Genomic DNA, 18251 nt, shown 5'->3' with positions numbered 1-18251 from the left:
GGGGGGGGGGGGGGCTGCTTTACTATTGTGACACAGTCTGGAAGGCAGGAATCCATGAAACTCTCTACCTGAGCCCAGGCCTTTTTAACTACTTGCCCAAACGCGGTTATAACTGTTATACTGCCAACTCGTGAACTTATCTCTTTTTAGAAAACCGAGCAGGTATATTGGCCGTGAAGTCAATATGGTTAGAAAATATGGCTCACCCGTCAAGGCCGTCTTGTGTTTCCCGGATGTTTACGACATCGGGATGTCACATCTTGGGCTTAAGATCCTTTATAAGATAATCAACGACATGCCGGGCTGTGCCGCCGAGAGGGCGTTCTCCCCCTGGATAGACATGGAAGAGTATCTGAAAACAGAGGGGCTGCCCCTTTGTTCTGTTGAAAGCGGTACGCCGCTTCGTGAGTTTGATGTCGTGGGGTTTAGCCTTCAGTATGAGCTGTCTTATCCTACGGTCTTAAATATGCTTGAGATGGGAGGGATTCCCATAAGGGCGGAGGAGCGTTTGAACGGCGGTGCGATTGTGATTGCCGGCGGCCCGTGTGCCCTAAACCCATTTCCCGTGCTCCCGTTTTTTGACGCCTTTGTCATCGGTGATGGCGAAGAGGTGATTAAAGAGATAATGGACGCCGTTCAACGGCACAAGCGTGATGGTGATGGCAGGCGCGCAGGTTTATTAAAAGAATTGGCGGCGCTTGACGGCGTATTCGTCCCCGCGTATTGCACTGAGACGGTAAGGCGTCTCTATCTGGCTGATTTGAACACCTCCCCGTACCCAACAGCCCCTGTTGTCCCGTACATGGAGGTCGTCCACGATAGGATAAACATAGAAATATCGCGTGGCTGTTCATGCGGGTGCCGGTTTTGCCAGGCGGGGATGATTTACAGGCCGACCAGAGAGCGCGAGCCTTCCACAATTATAGAAATTGCTGAGGCCGCCCTTAAAAACACCGGTTACGGCGAGATATCCTTCACATCGCTCAATGCGGGGGATTATTCAAGGCTGCCTGAGCTGCTCAAAATGTGCAACCGTAAATTTGAAAGCCGTAATGTGTCATTTTCGCTGCCCTCTATGAGGGTAAATTCCATAACCGAGGCCGTCTTAAAGGAGATAAAAACGGTAAAGAAGTCCGGGTTTACCATAGCGCCTGAGGCCGCCTCCGCCCGTCTGCGCAGTGTCATCAACAAGGATTTCAACGAGGAAGATTATGAGCGTACGCTGCACTTGATTTTCAGCCAGGGATGGCTTAATCTTAAATTATACTTTATGATAGGGCTGCCTACTGAGACTGGCGAGGACATTGAGGCCATACCGGTGATGGCGCTTAAATCTCTGAAGATGGCAAAAAAATTCACATCACGGCACGTTAATATTAACATCGGCGTCTCGACGTTTGTCCCCAAGGCACACACTCCATTTCAGTGGTTTGGGCAGATACCGCTTGATGAGATAATTGAAAAGAAACGATTTCTCATAAAGGCAATCTCCAAAAAGGGCTTGAACTTTAAGGGGCACAACGAGCAGATGAGCATACTGGAGGGTTTTATAGCCAGAGGTGGGACAGATGTGGCCGATGTGGTTGAAGCCGCGTGGAGGGCGGGTGCGCGTCTTGACGCGTGGGGTGATGTGTTTAAATATGAGCATTGGCTGGAGGCGATGGAAAAGACCGGCGTTGATATTGCCGCTGGTGCCGCGCGTGCCTATGATGAGACCCATGAGTTTCAATGGAACAAAATAGACACGGGTGTCTCTGTTGACTATCTGAAAAAGGAATATAAAAGGGCGCTGGCCCTTGAAAAGACCAATGACTGCCGGGCGGGCTGCACGGCCTGCGGTCTTAAGTGTGGGGCAGCCGAGTTTTTGTGCCAGACCACTGTGGCCTCAGGCTCAAACAAGGTGGCACAGTTCAGGGATACTGTTTTCAATCCCGTAAGGGTGCGCGTGGCGTTTTCAAAGGCAGGGCATCTTCGATACCTGTCTCATCTGGAGATGATGGGGGCGGTGTTGAAGGGGCTTAGGCGGGCGGGGGTGCCGCTTGTGTACTCAAAGGGGTTTCATCCCATGCCGGGGGTGTCGTTTTCTCCGGCGCTTGGCGTAGGGGTTGAGGGACTACGGGAGTATTTTGACATGGAGGTTACGCCGCCCTTTGATATTGTAAAATTCAGGGAGGCCATATCGCGCGAGATTCCATTTGAGATAAAGGCAATGTCTTTTATTCCCAAAGACACACCGGCCCTGGGGAAATTCGTAACGGCCTATAAGTACGAGTTCGATTTGCCCGAATCAGAGACGATTTCGAGGCTCAAAGATAAATTAAATTCAGAGCAATTGCAATGGTTGACACCAATGATGGTAAAATTTGATATAATTAACGGGAGACTTGTGATATTAGTGAGAGACACGCATGAAAAGAAGGTAAAGATTTCGGAGATAGCGGAGGCCCTGACGGGGTTAAACGCGGTTGACGCGGATATAAAAAGGTTGGCCCTCTATGGGTGGGTCAGAAACGGCGGCGAAAACGGCGGGCAATGGTTAATGCCATGTGGGGCGGCGGGCGACAGCGCTGACAACGCCATGGCTGAGGCGGTGGAAATTGGCGAATGAGATAATAATAAATACGACATTTGACGAAGTTCGCGTAGGGGTGCTTGAGGGTGGGCAGCTTGTCGAGTTCTACGTGGAGAGAAAGAAAGAGGCTAGCCTTGTTGGAAACATTTTTAAGGGTAAGGTGGTAAAAATACTGCCCGGTATGCAGTCGGCCTTCGTGGATATTGGGCTTGAGAAGGCGGCGTTTCTCTATGTTGCCGACATTAAGACTGAGGTTGATGATTTTTCAGAGTTCCTTGAGGATACCGATGTGCCTCTGGAGCTGCCCGGCAGACGGGCAAGAAGTGACCTCACAATAAGCGAACTGATTCAGGAGGGGCAGGAAGTCCTCGTTCAGGTCTCCAAAGACCCCATTGGGACAAAGGGCGCAAGGGGCACATCCTACATAACCATACCCGGCAGGTACCTCGTCCTCATGCCCACAATAGAGCATGTCGGCATCTCAAGGCGCATAGTAAACGTCGAGGAGCGGCAGCGCCTGAGGGCCATCATTGACGAGATAAGACCCAAGGGCTACGGCCTTATCGTCAGGACTGCCAGTGAGAACTCCGACATTGATGAACTCAGAAAGGACACAGAGTTTCTGCTTCTCATATGGGATAATATTCAAAAGAAAAAGGAAAAGGTCTCAGCCCCATCGCTGCTTTATAGTGACCTTGACCTGACATTCCGCAGCGTACGTGATTTGCTTAACGATGACGTTGAGCGCCTTGTCATAGACAACAGGGATGAGTACGAGAACATCCTGGACTTCGTAAATAATTTCTTCCCGAAATTGCTGAAAAAAATCGAGTTATATGACAGGCGTGAACCGATATTCGAGGCATTCGGCATAGAAATAGACATATACAAGGGGCTGGACAGAAAGGTATGGCTTAAATCAGGCGGCTACATAGTAATAGACCAGACAGAGGCGATGACCGTCATAGACGTAAACACGGGCAAGTATGTCGGGAAAAAAGACCTCGAAGACACGATTTTAAAGACAAACCTTGAGGCAGTCAAAGAGATTGCCTACCAGATAAGGCTTCGCAACCTCGGCGGCATAATAATCATAGATTTCATAGACATGGAACTCCCTGAAAACAGAGACAAGCTCTATGCGGCCTTTGTTGAGACGATGAGAAAAGACCGGGCCAAAAACACCATATTCAATGTCTCAGAGATTGGCCTTATCCAGATGACGAGGAAGCGTATAAGGGAAAGCCTCGGCAGGACGCTGTGTGAAAGCTGCCCGATGTGCGACGGCAAGGGGTTTGTTAAATCTCCAAAGACGATAAGCTATGAGATATTCAGGAGATTGAAAAAGATCCCTATTCACAAGGGCGCTAAGGTAATCATCTCGGCCAACCCCATAGTTGCCGACTATCTGTCGGACGAACAGCGTGCCGGCCTTGAGGAGTTCGAGGTGACCTATGATATTGTCATTATAGTGAAGGCCGACTCAAGATTCCATCGCGAGAAGGTCGAAATAACGGTTATTTAGCAAGATGCAGACGCTTGATGGAAAGTACGAGGCGCTGCTGTCGTATTTAAGGGGTTTAGAGGGCGTGGTGGTTGCGTACTCCGGCGGCGTAGATAGCACATTTTTGCTGATGGCGGTGAGGGACTGTGGTGTTGCCGTCCTGGCGGTGACGGGCGTATCGCCTTCCACACCCTCGTCCGATTTAGATACCGCCCTTGATATGGCAAAATCCATTTCTGTCGCCCATGAAGTAGTCCGCACCGGCGAGCTTGAAGACGAGCGCTACTCTGACAATCCCCCTGACCGGTGTTTTTACTGCAAGAGCGAACTGTTTAAGAAATTGAAGGCCATCGCTGAGGCCAAAAGCCTGCCCCATGTAATAGATGGAAGCAATGTTGATGACCTCGGCGACTATCGTCCCGGTCTGAGGGCAAAGGCCCTCTACGGCGTGAAAAGTCCGCTTGCCGAAGTTGGGTTAACGAAAGATGAGATTCGCGAATTATCCAGACAAAAAGGACTAAAGACATGGGACAGGGCATCGTCCCCATGCCTAAGCTCAAGGATCCCGTATGGGGAGCAGATAACCGTGAGTGCCCTGCAAATGGTTGAACAGGCGGAGATTGCCTTAAAAGAACTTGGCTTTGGGACAATGCGGGTGAGAAAACACGGCGATATGGCGCGTATTGAGTTCTTAGACGCGGACATAGAAAAGGCGGTCAGGCCGGAGATAAAAGAGGCCATTGTACGAAGGCTTAGGGATATTGGCTTTCTATACATAACCCTTGACATGGAGGGCTATCGGGCGGGGAGCCTTAACAGGGTGCTTTTAAGTGCTGACGGAGTGCCCACCGCCCAACGGGTATGAACGAGAAGGATTTTATTAACCTCATTCGCCTGTGCGTAAAATGTGGCGGCTGTAAGACGCAGTGCCCCACGTTTTTGTCGCGCAGGGAGGAGACGGAGACCGCCCGCGGGCGCGTCAAACTCTTACACGCCCTTGTTGAGGGCAAGGTCAAGCCGACAAAGAAATTTAACGAGCGGCTCAGAAGCTGCCTGCTCTGCGGTTCATGTGCAAACCACTGCCCGCTGAACATAGATTTGATGGAGGTTTTCTACCACGCCAGAACCATAATAAGAGACCATGACACGACGATGGCAATTACTGGTTTTTTGAGTAAAATAGCCTTTAAGAACACTGATTTAACCATAAATATGATCAAACCATTCCAGAAATTGATTAATAACAGGCTTGCCAAAAGAAAACTAATGCCGGCGAATGTCCAATTCACAGAGAATCAATTCAAAAAGACTGGCATATTCATGGCCAAAAACAAGATAGGGCGTGTGGCGATATTTAGTGGCTGTACGATAAAACATATCTATCCGGAGCTGATGTTCTCGGCTGCGAGGGTTTTTAATGCGTTGCGTTATGAAGTGGTTTTCCCGACATCGGAGGTCTGTTGCGGCGTGCCGTTTCGGTCATTAGGCATGGAGGCAACGGCCATTACTTATGCCGAGAGGAACTATGAGACTTTCAGCAAGCTCAAAGTTGACGCCATTATATCCCTCTGCCCTACGTGTGTGGTATCTCTGAAAAAGCACTATCCCGCGTTAATAGGTAACGGGCTTGAAAATGTCTATGACATATCAGATTTCCTGCGCGGCAAGATAGATATGGACTCAATTGACAGCAGCGGCGGCCCGAGGCGCAAGACGGTTAATCTAAGGGCGGTATTCCATGAACCATGCCATCAGCGTAACGAACTAAAAAATGGCAGCCAAACCAGAGAACTGATAAACACGCTGCGTCGGCAACAGCACGACACAGCAGACCCCTTTGATATAGAGTTGCTTGAGCCGAACAGGCAGTCATGCTGCGGTTTTGGCGGTGCATTCAGCGTGTTCTTTAGCGACATGTCAAACCAGATACTCGGCGAAACGGTAAAAGAGCTGGACAAAACGAACGCCGAGGCAGTCATAACCACATGCCCCAACTGCATATTCCAGTTGAGCAAGGCCATCCAGGACAAGCCCATCTACCATCTGATAGAAATCATAGAAGAGGCCATAACCCCGCAGGCGTAAGATTTTACTGGAGTAAATATTTTTGAATAGCTACGCCTGACACCGGCACTTATCAACGTTGTACAACAACAGCGTCGTACAACATCGCTGTCGTATAATTACAAAATGCGTTCAAAGAAGTAAGAACAATTGAATCATCCTGAGCTTGTCGAAGGATGCTCCGTTATTTCGCATTTCCCACAAATCGGCAATCCTTCGACAGGCTCAGGATGATCTTTTTAACAGGATAATTGTTACTCTTATGGTTGCAACTAGTATAAGCTACCCACATATGTGATTACATCCCCAAAAATGATTTAATAACTTCGGCGAAAGTTTTTGACGTTACGTCAACCGCCACATCTCTTACCTCTGTTAAAAAGCCGCCCCTAAATTTACGCTCTACGTCTCTTTCCAGCTCTGCTTCGGTTGGCTTTACCCCTTCGAGTAAAGTAGAAATGGGGACATCTATTGCTGTTTTGTGACAGGAGACAGTGGACTTTCGTTGATCTTTCATTTCCTTTAAATATTCATATTCAAACAAATACTCGCAGCCTTCCGAACATGCGCAGGGGATATTTTCAGTTATCACTAATTTCTTGAAACGCTTGTTTATTGATTCAAACTCCATTCGAATGATTGTCAGCAGTTCATCTTTTCTTTTTCCAGTAACCCGCACTTCAATTCGTTTATCTGTCGGGAATGCCTTTATGAAGGCCCTCGTGTTATTCCATTTCAGAAAGACACCAAGTTTCCAGCACATATATTTATTATCGTCAGCATCTCGTTCAATATATTCATGGATTCTTACAATAAAACGCGGCATTACCCCTGCTGGCATGAAGTTGTATTGGTATTGGAATATTAGGTTATCATTATAATCCCACCCAAAGGGCAGCGGCTTATCATCATCCCACTCGAAAGGCGGCGGGTTAAATGGTAGCAATTCGGCAACTACATAGTTGCCTGTGTCTTTCATTTGAAAGGCCAAATCGAAATTGGCCATCAACCGCACAAGTGTTTTATGTATTGGTTGGGGATAGCCTTCTGATTCCGTCCATATATCGTCGTAGTCGCATTCATAGACAATTCCCATTTGGTCACTTATCTTTTCAGTATCGAGTACCTTATAAACCGCTTTCGTTCCCCATTCGGGGTTAAGGATTATTGTATGTTTTAATAGCTGGTCATTTTGAAAATGTAGTATTACCCCTAAATCATGAAGATATCCGCTCAAAACATTGGCGGCCTTTTTTTCGATGCCTTTATCTTTGCATATTGTTAAATATTCGCTATATTCTATCTGATTTTTTTCCTTGGCTAAAGATTCGAGATGATTGCGAACGTCGAGCCATGATTGAATCCAATGCGTACCCATTAATGGTAGTGTCCATGCGGTTTCTGTTATCTCATCTGTCAATTGATCAAACGGATTTTTTCCCTTTTGTGGGTCTTTACAGCTTACACGATAAAATTCCCTGATATTAGGAAACTGTTCCTTTAAGTCCAGAAGATTAATATCCTTAACTCTTTCGTCGCACTTATTTAATATCAAAATTACGGGGCTGTCCTCTCCGAGTGCCTCTATGGTGTAGAGCCAGTAGTCAAGTTGACCGTATTTGTCCTCTTGCCTTGCATCCCATACGAGCAAATATACAGAGCGTTTAGTCAGAAAAAACTGATGCGTAGAGTGATAAATCTCCTGACCACCAAAGTCCCATACGTTCAATTTGATCTCAGTCTGCTCTGTATCGATTGCGCGTAATCTCCAATCCTCAATAGCGATTCCTTCGGTGGTTGATTCTTTATCGTCAAATTTATCGTCAATCAACCGTTTACAAAGAGAGGTCTTGCCAACCCCTCCTTCACCAACAACAAGCAGCTTAGCCTCATATAGCTTACGCCCTTTGCCATCTGAAAATCCCTTCAAATATTCCTTTATTGCAAACGTCCCTTGTTTCAATATCTCAGGTGGTGGAAATTCTAAGGGATTATCATTGATATACAAATCGTTTAGCTTTTCAATATTTGCAATAAAAGTCGGCAATTCCTTTAGTTGATTACCTGACACAGAAAGCGATGTAAGATTTTTAAGGTCACCAATAAAAGTCGGCAATTCCTTTAGTTGATTATTTGCCACAGAAAGCGATGTAAGATTTTTGAGGTCACCAATAAAAGCTGGCAATTCCTTTAGTTTATTATTTGCCACAGAAAGCGATGTAAGATTTTTAAGGTCACCAATAAAAGCTGGCAATTCCTTTAGTTTATTCCCCCACACAAGAAGCGATGTAAGATTTTTGAGGTCTCCTATCGCTGTTGGCAATTCCTCCAGTCCAGCACGTGATAAATCCAGCCCCCCCCTTGTTTTTGCCGCTTCTATTTTTTCTGATATTTCTTTTTCAGTCATACAGTTACATAGTATCAAAATAATCCGGTAAATATCAATACGTATCCAGCACTTCTCTTATTCAGTCCTGCTCATTGAGGGGATATTTTTATGTCGGCCTTGATAAGTTCTTCATAGTTTAACGGTATCATTAACCCAGCAACAGAAAAATCACCAGAACACGGCGGCCTTGCGGTGGTTATTCCCCCGCCGCTAATGATAGAATATCAGTACGGCTCCATTGAGAGGCTGAATCTCAAAACGCAGAGGCTGAACAGGCTTAAACGAGGACTTTATCGCGGTGAATACCCCAAGGATTTTGATAATTGAGGACGAGAAGAAGATTGCCGATGTCATCATCGCATATTTAGAGAGAGAAGGTTTTATTGTAGATACCGCTCAGACCGGTGACGAGGGATTGAGAAAATTGTTGGACTGCCCCGACCTTGTCATTCTTGACCTCATGCTTCCCGATATGGATGGCGAGGATATTTGCAGGATTATCAGAGGCGGCTCCGATGTGCCCGTTATCATGCTGACCTCAAAAAATCGTGAACATGATAAACTCGCCGGTTTTACCGCCGGTGCCGACGACTATATCGTTAAACCATTCAGCCCTAAGGAACTCGTTGCCCGCGTCAAAGCGCGGCTTCGCAAGTCACTCAATAACACATCACATATATTAAGTTTTAACGAGGGACGACTGCTGATAGATACCCAAAAACACGAGGCAGTTTTGGAACAAAAACCGCTTGTGCTTACGCCTACGGAATTGAAACTCCTCATGGCCTTCGTCAATAACGCCCAAAGGCCGTTAAGCCGAGAACAGTTGATTTCCATTGTGCAGGGTTATGATTTCAACGGCAGTGACAGGACAGTTGACGCCCACATTAAAAACCTGCGTCGTAAGATGCAACACCGTGAGGTCGAAAAAGACGGCGGCAGCCCCGAACTCATCAGGACTGTGTACGGCGTGGGTTATGTCTTTACCGGCGACCCAGATGAGAGAAAAGAGTGAGAAATAAGATTTTTCTTGCCTTTGCCGCTGTAATTATTACGGCGCTCATCTCCGGCTATATCTTTAAGTGGCTTATGTTTGCTGATTTCACAGACTATGTCGGGACGATGCAAAGACAAAATATCTACTGGGTCGTGGCATCCCTTGAGGAAAGCTATAATGGCGGCACATGGGACGATAGTGTCATGTTTGAGGCGGTACACTGGGCAACTATGCTGGGGTTTGACATCGAGGTGCTTGACGCGGCCGGAGGTGTCGTCATGGACTCATCGAAGGTCTATGAGATGCTTCCACATGCGATGAAACACCGAATGATGGATATGCTGGAGCATAACAAGGCCACAGGGCAGTACCTGTTATATCCGCTTACCGCAGGCGGCGTCAATTTCGGCACGGTAAAGATACGCCCTGCCCAGGGGTATGTCGCCATAAAGGAGGAGTTGTTTAAAAGGCACGGCATGTATTTTACGGTCGTATCGCTTGGCGTTGCCGGTGGCGGTGCGGTGCTGCTGGCCTTCTTATTTACGCGGCTTCTGATAAATCCAATTAGACGCCTCAAAGATGCCTCAGATAAGATTGCCCGGGGCGATTTAAATGCCCGGTGCGAAATAGGCTCAAACGACGAGGTCGGCGCGCTTGCCTCATCGTTTAATCAAATGGCCGCCGCCTTAGAACGCGAAGATTTATTAAGAAAGCACATGATGGCCAATATTACCCACGAACTCAGAACCCCGCTGACTATAATGAAGGCAAACGTCGAGGCCGTCATAGATGGAGTTGTCAGCAGCCCCGCAGAGGCGCTCCTTAATGTCAATCAGGGCATTGACAGGCTCACAGGGCTTGTAAAAGGCATAGAAGACCTCGTAAAGGCCGAAGAGGACACGCTTAAGAAATGCAACTATGAGGTCGTAGATATGCGTGAGTTTATCACTTCGCTGACTGAGCAATTTATCGCGCCCGCCACCCAAAAGGGTTTATTTATCACCATCGAAGTATCAGACGCGCTGGATGTGGCAACCGACAGGGAGAAACTTTCCACTATACTAATAAATCTCATATCAAACGCGGTTAAGTTCACAACATCTGGCGGGGTCATCGTATCTGGCGCGCAGGACAACGGGGGATTCAGTATTGCAGTAAAAGACACCGGCTGCGGCATCGCGGCAGAGGAGCAGCAGTTGATATTTGGCAGATTATACAAACGAGGAGCCGCGTCGGGTATGGGAATAGGGCTTTCCATCGTAAACGAGTTAACCGCCGCGCTCAACGGCACGATAACGGTCAAAAGCGGATTGGGCAAGGGAAGCACTTTTACGGTAAAGTTCCCCGCCGCCTCAGGACACCGCGGTAGTTAATTCTGAAATTTGCTTGAAACTTCATAATTCCTTCACAATTTAACGGTATAATGAAGGTAGATAGTCATAACAAAACAAAATCAGGAGGTAAGTCAATGAAGAAGATGGGAGTTTTACTTGTAGTATCAATGCTAGTGCTACTGGTGGTGGTTGATGGTTACGCCTTTATGGGCGGCGGTATGGGTAGTAGTATTGTAGGCCGCGGCATGAATGGAAACGGTATGAACGGCAGCGGTATGGGCAACAGTGGCAATGGCATGGACAACAACAGTATGGGTGGCAATGGAATGAATGGCAATGGCATGGGTGGTAACGGCATGGGCAATATGAGTTGGTAATATCTTAAGCGTTTTATTAAGTATGCTGTCAACCCATTGGTGCAGGTCAAAGTGCCTTCATTAATGGGTTGATTACAAGGGTAATTGACTAATAATAAAGATTGAAATAATTAATAGGATAGGGTATTCTGTTTATGTGCAGTGTTAGCGTACTAAATTATTTTCAGGAGGCAAGACAATGAGAAAAAGGGTATTTCTGTTATTAGTAGTTGTGATGGCGTTAACGGTTACGGCGGTTTACGCCAAGGAACTGAAGATGGTGAAGAAGGCGGGGGAATATACCGTTCAGATTAAATTTGACAAGTCAAGCCCCATTGTTGGCGACAATGCCGCCGCAATCGAAATAACCGACTCTATGGGTAGACTCGTTACCGACGCTAAGATTAAGCTGGACTACTCCATGCCCGCTATGCCGGGGATGCCCGCTATGAACTACTCGGCTGACATCAAACAAACCGGCGAGGTATATAACGCCATTTTAAACCTGTCAATGGCCGGCTCGTGGAATATTGACGTTAAGATTACACATGAGAAAAAGACCGTGTCGGCAAAATTCACTATTGATGCTAAATAAAGCCGCTTATATTTTGCTTATCGGGCTGATTTTCGTCGCTGCCGTTGGACTTAAAAACGCCGCCGCTGAGGACCTGAACCTCGACAAGTTAATTGCGGAGGCGCTTACCGGAAATCACGAAATCATCGCCGCCGACTCAAAGGTTGAAACGTCGGGGTTTAGAATCCCACAAGCCGCGGCTCCCCCCGATCCCATCGTCTCTATTGGTTATCAGAATGAGGGTTTTCAACGATATACTTTAGGCGAGGAACAGGGTTCTCAGTGGATGCTTGGCCTTTCGCAGACATTCCTCTTCCCCGGCAAACTCGCCCTCAGAGAGCAGGCCGCCGCCAAAGAGACCGATTCCCTGAAGTCCGTGCGCGAAGATGTTGCCCTGAAGACCGTCGCCCGTGTGAAGGAGCTGTACTTCGACCTCCTCCTTTCGTATAAGACGATTGAGATAATCGAAGAGCGCGCTGCCCTGTTTGAGGCGTTTACCGACGCCGCCCTTGCCCGTTACTCCTCCGGCATGGGCCAGCAGGGGGACGCCCTTATGGCTCAGCAGGAAAAATATATGCTCATGGAAAAAGAAGAGATGGAAAGGCAAAAGATTGAATCCATGTCGGGCGAGCTGAACACGACCCTTGGGCGCGATGTGAACTCCCCGCTTGGCAGACCAACTGTTCGCCCGAAAACCCCATTCACTATGACGCTTGATGGAACTATCCGGCGGGCATACGATGCCTCCCCTGCCATAAGGGCAAAAGAGGAGCTGCTTGCAGAGGCGAGAATTAAGACTGCCTCGGCCAAAAAGGATGTGTATCCAGACGTATCCCTCAGCGCGGGGTATTATAAAAGGAGCGGGGATTTTAAGGACATGTGGAGCCTGACGGCCTCATTCCCAATCCCCATCTTCTACGGTAAAAAGCAAAACATGGCCGTTAGTGAGGCCGCCTCTATGGCCTCTGAGGCCGCACATGAGCTTGATAACGCCAAGGCGATGCGCGCCGCCGCGGTTCGTGAAAACTATACGATGATTCAGGCGTCCGAAAAACTGATGGGCCTATACAAGGACGCACTGATACCCCGGACATGGCAGGACTATGAGCTTGCCGTCTCAGGTTATATAAACGGCAAGGTGGATGCCCTTACCGTGGTGACCAGATTAAAATCCCTCCTTGACTATGAACTTCAGTACTGGAGCCAATATGCCGCAAGAGAAAAGGCCGCGGCGCGTCTTGAGGCTCTGACCGCCCCAAGCGCTAAAGGTGGTGAATGATGACGAGAAAATGTTATACAGCGGCATTTATTGTAATATTATACATGCTTAGTATGGGCGCGCTCTTTGCTGAGCAGCCCAAGACCGTGGAAATCCCTGTTGAAAAGCAGCGGCAAATTGGCCTTAAAACGGTGGCCGTAGAGACGAAACCCATGATTAAGACCATAAGAACCGTCGGGACAGTTACGCTTGACGAAAAACGCCAGGCCACTGTCAACACCAAAATTGACGGCTGGATAGAACGCCTCTATGTGGATTACACCGGAAGATATGTAAAAAAGGGAGAGGCGATAGCAGAGATATATAGCCCGGAGCTTATGGCAACCCAGCAGGAATATTTGAATTTAATAAAATGGGCGAAGCGGTATAATGACGCCAAAGCGCCAGAGGTTACTAACTCTCCTGATGATATGAGCGGCACACTCAACGCCGCGCTTTCAAAAGACGCCATGTCAATTGTCGAGGCCGCAAGGACACGTCTGAAGCGCTGGGACATCACCGACAAGGAGATAAAAGCCATTGAATCCACAGGCAAACCCACCAGAACCCTCACGCTCTATAGCCCCGTAAGCGGCTATGTGACAGAGAAAAAGGCCGTCGCAGGGCAGCGCGTTGCCGCTGGTGAGAAACTCTTTGACGTCGCCGATTTGTCAACACTATGGGTCATCGCCGATATATATGAAAATGAACTGCCGATGATTAAATTAGGGCAGACCGCCACCATCACACTTAGTTACTATCCAGATATGAAATTAACTGCGAAGATTGACTATATCTACCCGGGCATAGCGGCTGATACAAGGACGGTAAAGGTTCGATTTAGTGTGCCAAATCAAAATGGCCGGCTGCTGCCACAGATGTTTACAAACGTTGAGCTGATAGTAAATATGGGAAATAAACTCGTCGTCCCGCGCGACGCGATAATTGATACTGGAAAGACACAGGTTGTATATGTGGAGGCCGAAGAGGGGTTTTTTGAGCCAAGAGTTGTAAGCGTTGGCCTGACCACGGGCGATATGGTGGAAGTTACACGGGGCTTAAAAGACAAGGAAAAGGTGGTGGCGGCAGCCTCGTTTCTCATAGACTCTGAGGCCAAACTCAAGGGTATCAACCCGGCACCGCAGAAATAAACACGGTATGATAGCGAAACTTATAGCAGCAAGTGCGCGTAGCAAGTTTATCGTCGTCCTCCTTGTCGGATTTTTGTTTCTGTGGGGGTTGTGGGCGTTAAAGAAGACCCCGCTTGACGCCATCCCTGACCTCAGCGACACACAGGTAATAATCTATACCAAATGGGAGGGGCGCTCACCTGATTTAATTGAAGACCAGATAACATACCCGATTACCTCAACCCTGCTTGCCGCCCCTAAGGTAAAGACGGTCAGGGGGTTTTCGTTTTTCGGCACATCCTTTATCTACGTTATATTTGACGAAGGGACAGATATATATTGGGCAAGGAGCCGTGTGCTTGAGTACCTGCAGGGTGTGAAAGATAAGATTCCGGCAGACGTCAACCCAACCTTAGGCCCTGATGCCACAGGCCTTGGCTGGGGGTTTGAATACGCCGTCGTAGATGAGACCGGCGGGCATGATTTATCAGAGACCAGGACGCTACAGGATTACACCCTTAAACTTGCGTTAGAGAGTGTCCCCGGCGTGTCTGAGGTGGCAAGCGTCGGCGGCTTTGTAAAACAGTATCAGATAAACATAGACCCTAATCGCCTCGTGTCATATGGCATACCCATAACGAAGGTAATTGAGGCGGTCAAAAAAAGCAATCGTGACGTAGAGGGACGTGTACTTGAGTTCTCCGGCACTGAGTACATGGTAAGGGGCAGGGGTTATATCAAGACAGTTGCGGACATTGAAGACATCCCCGTTGGGACAAACGGCGGCGGCACACCCATTTATATAAAGGACATCGCGCACGTTGCCCTCGGGCCGGAGATAAGGCGTGGACTTGTTGACCTTGATGGAAGGGGCGAGGTGGCCGGTGGTATCGTTGTGGTGCGATTTGGCGAAAACGTCCTCGACGTTATTGACAGGGTTAAAGAAAAGATAAAAAACGACATAGAGCCAAGCCTTCCCAAAGGGGTTAAAATCGTAACCACATACGACAGGTCTGACCTGATTGGCAAGGCAATAGACACGCTAAAAGACGAGATAATCAAACTCTCCATCGCTGTGAGCGTGGTGTGCGTGGTGTTTTTATTTCACCTGCCGAGTGCGTTAGTAGTGATATTAACACTGCCGATAGCCATAATAATGTCGTTTATATGTATGTACTATCTGGGCGTTACGTCAAATATCATGAGCCTGAGCGGTATTGCCATAGCCATTGGGGCAATGGTTGACGCCTCAATAATCATGGTGGAACAGGCGCACAAGAAACTTGAGCAGTGGGAACACAACGGCAGGCCGGGCAATAGAGTTGACGTGGTAATCGAGGCCGCACAGGAGGTAGGCCCGTCGCTGTTCTTTTCTCTGTTGGTAATTATGGTGGGATTTCTGCCCGTGTTCACGTTGCAGGAACAGGCGGGGAGGCTGTTTAAGCCGCTTGCCTATACGAAGACATTTGCCATGCTGTTTTCGTCTTTCCTTGCCGTGACGATAACGCCGGTGCTGATGACGCTGTTTATCAGAGGTAAGATAAGGCCGGAGGAGAAAAACCCTGTAAGCATAGCACTGCACTATCTGTATGAGCCGGTGGCGAGGCTTTCTCTGCGTTTTAAGTGGATTGTCATAATATTGGCAATTGCTATAATGGGCCTGACTGTGTATCCATACAAGAAGATTGGGACTGAGTTCATGCCGCCGCTTTATGAGGGGACGCTGTTTTATATGCCCGTGACGGTGCCGGGGGCGTCAATATCAGAGGCCGCTAAATTGTTGCAGATGCAGGACTCAATACTAAAGACAATCCCCGAAGTGACGCAGGTGTTTGGCAAGGCTGGTAGGGCGGAGACGGCAACCGACCCGGCCCCGATAGAGATGTTTGAGACAATTGTTAATCTAAAACCGGAGGCGCAGTGGCGAAAGGGGCTGACCGTAGAGGACTTAAAGAACGAGATGAACGATGCGTTGACGATCCCTGGCGTTGCCAACTCATTCACCATGCCCATAAAGGCGCGCATAGATATGCTGTCAACGGGGATAAGGACACCCGTCGGGATTAAAATACTAGGCCCGAAACTGGAGGAGATTGAACGCATAGGGCTTGAAATAGAAAACGCCGTAAAGACAATCCCCGGCACGCGGAGCGCCTATGCGGAGCGCGTGATGACGGGATATTTCCTTGATTTTGAGGTCAAGCGCCGCGAGGCCGCCCGCTACGGCCTGACGGTTGACGATGTTCAGGAGGTTATTCAGTCAGCCGTTGGAGGGATGAACCTGACAACGACGGTGGAGGGCAGACAGCGATTTCCGGTAAACGTGAGATATTTAAGGGATTTAAGGGGTAATATAGACGATTTAAAGCGGGTGCTTGTGCCGATGATGCCGGGCAGTTCAAGGGTGGCAAGCTCATCATCCTCGTCGTCAATGTCCTCAATTGCCCAAATTGCTCAGGTGCCGATGGGCGAGATAGCCGACATAAAAGTCACCCAGGGACCCACAGCAATAAAAAGCGAAGAGGGGCTGTTAACGGCATACGTCTATATAGATTTCTCTGGCAGGGATGTGGGAAGTTACGTAGAGGAGGCCAAGAAGAGGGTTGCCGGTGCGGTAAAAATCCCATCGGGCTATCGCCTTAAGTGGAGTGGTGAGTATGAATACATAGTGGAGACCCATAAGCGGCTCAAGCTGGTAATCCCGCTTACAGCGTTTCTGATCTTCGTTCTGGTATATATCAACACCAAATCGGCGGTAAAAACGGCAATAGTGCTGCTGGCCGTGCCGTTTTCGCTGGTCGGGTCGTTCTGGTTCCTTTACCTCTTAAATTACAACATGAGCATAGCGGTGTGGGTGGGGATGATAGCCCTTGCGGGGCTGGACGCCGAGACGGGTGTGGTCATGCTGTTATATCTTGAGCTGTCCTACGAAAAGTGGAAACAAGAGGGAAAATTAAATTCATACGGTGACCTGAAGGATTCGATTATGCACGGCGCGGTCAAGCGAATCAGGCCTAAGATAATGACGGTAAGCGTGATATTGGCGGGGTTAATCCCTGTGATGTTTTCCACGGGGGCGGGTTCAGACGTGATGAAAAGAATAGCCGCTCCGATGGTCGGTGGTGTTGTAACCTCCACAGTGCTTGAGTTAATTATCTATCCTGCAATATATATCATCTGGAAGGGCAGGAGGTTCAGGATCTAGGGCACAGATGAATCGTCTTCCTTAATCAAGTATTCGATTAACTGTTTAATGTCGGTCTTAAGTTGCGGTAATTCCTCTTTCACTGTAAGCCAGACCATGTCCAGTTTGACACCAAAGTACAGATGAACTACCTTGTCCCTCATTCCTGACATATCCCTCCATGGGATGCCCCTGAATTTATTTCTTACTGATGTCGGAATATGTTTTACCGCTTCGCCAATGATTTCAATGCACTTTATAACGGCATAAATCGTGCGCTCATCCGCAACGTAGCTCTCATAACTCATGCCGCTGAGGAATCCTTCAGCCTTTTCTATCGCCTCCAATATATCCTTTGCAAACAGCGATATATCACGACTCAAATATAAACCACCTCGTTGATTATTCTCTCTTTCAGCTCAGGTCTGATGCCCCCTTTCGATACGAGGTCAACCTTTGTCTGCAAGAGTTTGGACATCATATTTTCTATGTGCACAAATCTCAGGAGACCCACAGGCTCTCCTATTTCAACAAGAATGTCCACATCGCTACTTATCCGCTGCTCTCCACGCACGTAAGAGCCAAATATCCCGAGTTGCGTAATCTTGTATTTTTCCCTTAATTCCCCACTGTGCCTGTTTAGAATGTCTTTTATCTCATCAAGCGATTTTTTCATGGCCGATGTTCCTTCTTTAAGAATATACCTATAATCAAAGCCGCTGCACTCGGTTTTGAGCGGCAGTACGCCATGTCTTCAGTGATATCTGCTTTACTACCATGTGCCATGGCCACTATCTTATCGTATCACAGTGATTTAGTCAATGCCTCCCCCAGGATTGTCGTACCAAAGTAGAAATGTCCTATTCTTACCAAAATAGAAATGTCCTAT

General features: G+C 48.1%; 14 protein-coding genes. 11 read left to right on the top strand and 3 right to left on the bottom strand.

All coding sequences use genetic code 11. From position 1 onward, the window contains the following. The first annotated feature begins 130 nt into the window (after window positions 1–130). Genes AB7D94_RS10720 through AB7D94_RS10705 form a run of 4 tightly spaced genes read left to right on the top strand, consistent with a single transcriptional unit; the run spans window position 131 to window position 6161 of the window. Window positions 131–2608, top strand: a complete 2478-nt coding sequence (locus tag AB7D94_RS10720; RefSeq protein WP_420265858.1) for a TIGR03936 family radical SAM-associated protein — start codon at window positions 131–133, stop codon at window positions 2606–2608. After that, entirely contained in the window at window positions 2598–4097 is a 1500-nt protein-coding gene (locus AB7D94_RS10715; protein ID WP_420265856.1) for an Rne/Rng family ribonuclease, read from the top strand. Before AB7D94_RS10720 ends, AB7D94_RS10715 begins: the two co-directional genes overlap by 11 nt. Window positions 4098–4101: 4 nt before the next feature. Continuing rightward, window positions 4102–4941, top strand: coding sequence for an ATP-dependent sacrificial sulfur transferase LarE (larE, locus tag AB7D94_RS10710; protein WP_420265855.1), 840 nt, complete (start codon window positions 4102–4104; stop codon window positions 4939–4941). Then, window positions 4938–6161 (top strand): (Fe-S)-binding protein, encoded by a 1224-nt coding sequence (locus AB7D94_RS10705; RefSeq protein ID WP_420265853.1) that lies wholly within the window; start codon window positions 4938–4940, stop codon window positions 6159–6161. Before larE ends, AB7D94_RS10705 begins: the two co-directional genes overlap by 4 nt. Window positions 6162–6438: 277 nt before the next feature. On the opposite strand, the gene AB7D94_RS10700 is transcribed toward AB7D94_RS10705, so the two are convergent. Further along, window positions 6439–8547, bottom strand: coding sequence for a COR domain-containing protein (locus AB7D94_RS10700; RefSeq protein ID WP_420265852.1), 2109 nt, complete (start codon window positions 8545–8547; stop codon window positions 6439–6441). Window positions 8548–8827: 280 nt separating this feature from the next. On the opposite strand from AB7D94_RS10700, the gene AB7D94_RS10695 reads away from it, so the two are divergent. The 7 genes from AB7D94_RS10695 (at window position 8828) to AB7D94_RS10665 (ending at window position 17383) form a co-directional block, all read left to right on the top strand. Next, window positions 8828–9544 (top strand): response regulator transcription factor, encoded by a 717-nt coding sequence (locus AB7D94_RS10695; RefSeq protein ID WP_420265851.1) that lies wholly within the window; start codon window positions 8828–8830, stop codon window positions 9542–9544. Beyond that, on the top strand, window positions 9541–10899 hold the full coding sequence (locus AB7D94_RS10690) for a HAMP domain-containing sensor histidine kinase (protein WP_420265850.1): 1359 nt from the start codon (window positions 9541–9543) through the stop codon (window positions 10897–10899). Before AB7D94_RS10695 ends, AB7D94_RS10690 begins: the two co-directional genes overlap by 4 nt. 95 nt (window positions 10900–10994) lie before the next feature. Continuing rightward, complete coding sequence (locus AB7D94_RS10685; protein WP_420265849.1) at window positions 10995–11237, top strand: hypothetical protein; 243 nt, start codon at window positions 10995–10997, stop codon at window positions 11235–11237. A 178-nt stretch (window positions 11238–11415) separates the two neighbouring features. Beyond that, the gene (locus tag AB7D94_RS10680) at window positions 11416–11811 is read left to right on the top strand and encodes a FixH family protein (protein WP_420265848.1); all 396 of its coding nucleotides are present in this window, start codon (window positions 11416–11418) and stop codon (window positions 11809–11811) included. Further along, window positions 11801–13069 carry a TolC family protein gene (locus tag AB7D94_RS10675; RefSeq protein ID WP_420265859.1) on the top strand — a complete coding sequence of 423 codons (1269 nt, stop codon included), beginning with the start codon at window positions 11801–11803 and terminating at the stop codon, window positions 13067–13069. The genes AB7D94_RS10680 and AB7D94_RS10675 overlap by 11 nt, the downstream gene beginning before the upstream one ends. Continuing rightward, window positions 13066–14199 carry an efflux RND transporter periplasmic adaptor subunit gene (locus tag AB7D94_RS10670; RefSeq protein ID WP_420265847.1) on the top strand — a complete coding sequence of 378 codons (1134 nt, stop codon included), beginning with the start codon at window positions 13066–13068 and terminating at the stop codon, window positions 14197–14199. Before AB7D94_RS10675 ends, AB7D94_RS10670 begins: the two co-directional genes overlap by 4 nt. Before the next feature lie 7 nt (window positions 14200–14206). Continuing rightward, a complete protein-coding gene (locus AB7D94_RS10665; protein ID WP_420265846.1) occupies window positions 14207–17383 on the top strand; it encodes an efflux RND transporter permease subunit in 3177 nt (1058 codons plus the stop codon). On the opposite strand, the gene AB7D94_RS10660 is transcribed toward AB7D94_RS10665, so the two are convergent. Continuing rightward, complete coding sequence (locus tag AB7D94_RS10660; protein WP_420265844.1) at window positions 17380–17745, bottom strand: HepT-like ribonuclease domain-containing protein; 366 nt, start codon at window positions 17743–17745, stop codon at window positions 17380–17382. The genes AB7D94_RS10665 and AB7D94_RS10660 overlap by 4 nt on opposite strands. Beyond that, window positions 17742–18038, bottom strand: a complete 297-nt coding sequence (locus AB7D94_RS10655; RefSeq protein ID WP_420265842.1) for a nucleotidyltransferase family protein — start codon at window positions 18036–18038, stop codon at window positions 17742–17744. Before AB7D94_RS10655 ends, AB7D94_RS10660 begins: the two co-directional genes overlap by 4 nt. Between the last annotated feature and the right edge of the window lie 213 nt (window positions 18039–18251).

Origin of the sequence: Candidatus Magnetominusculus dajiuhuensis (assembly GCF_046044395.1) — a bacterium.
In the GTDB taxonomy this organism is placed as follows: Bacteria; Nitrospirota; Thermodesulfovibrionia; order Thermodesulfovibrionales; family Magnetobacteriaceae; genus Magnetominusculus; species Magnetominusculus dajiuhuensis.
This window is presented reverse-complemented; position numbering and strand designations above follow the sequence as displayed.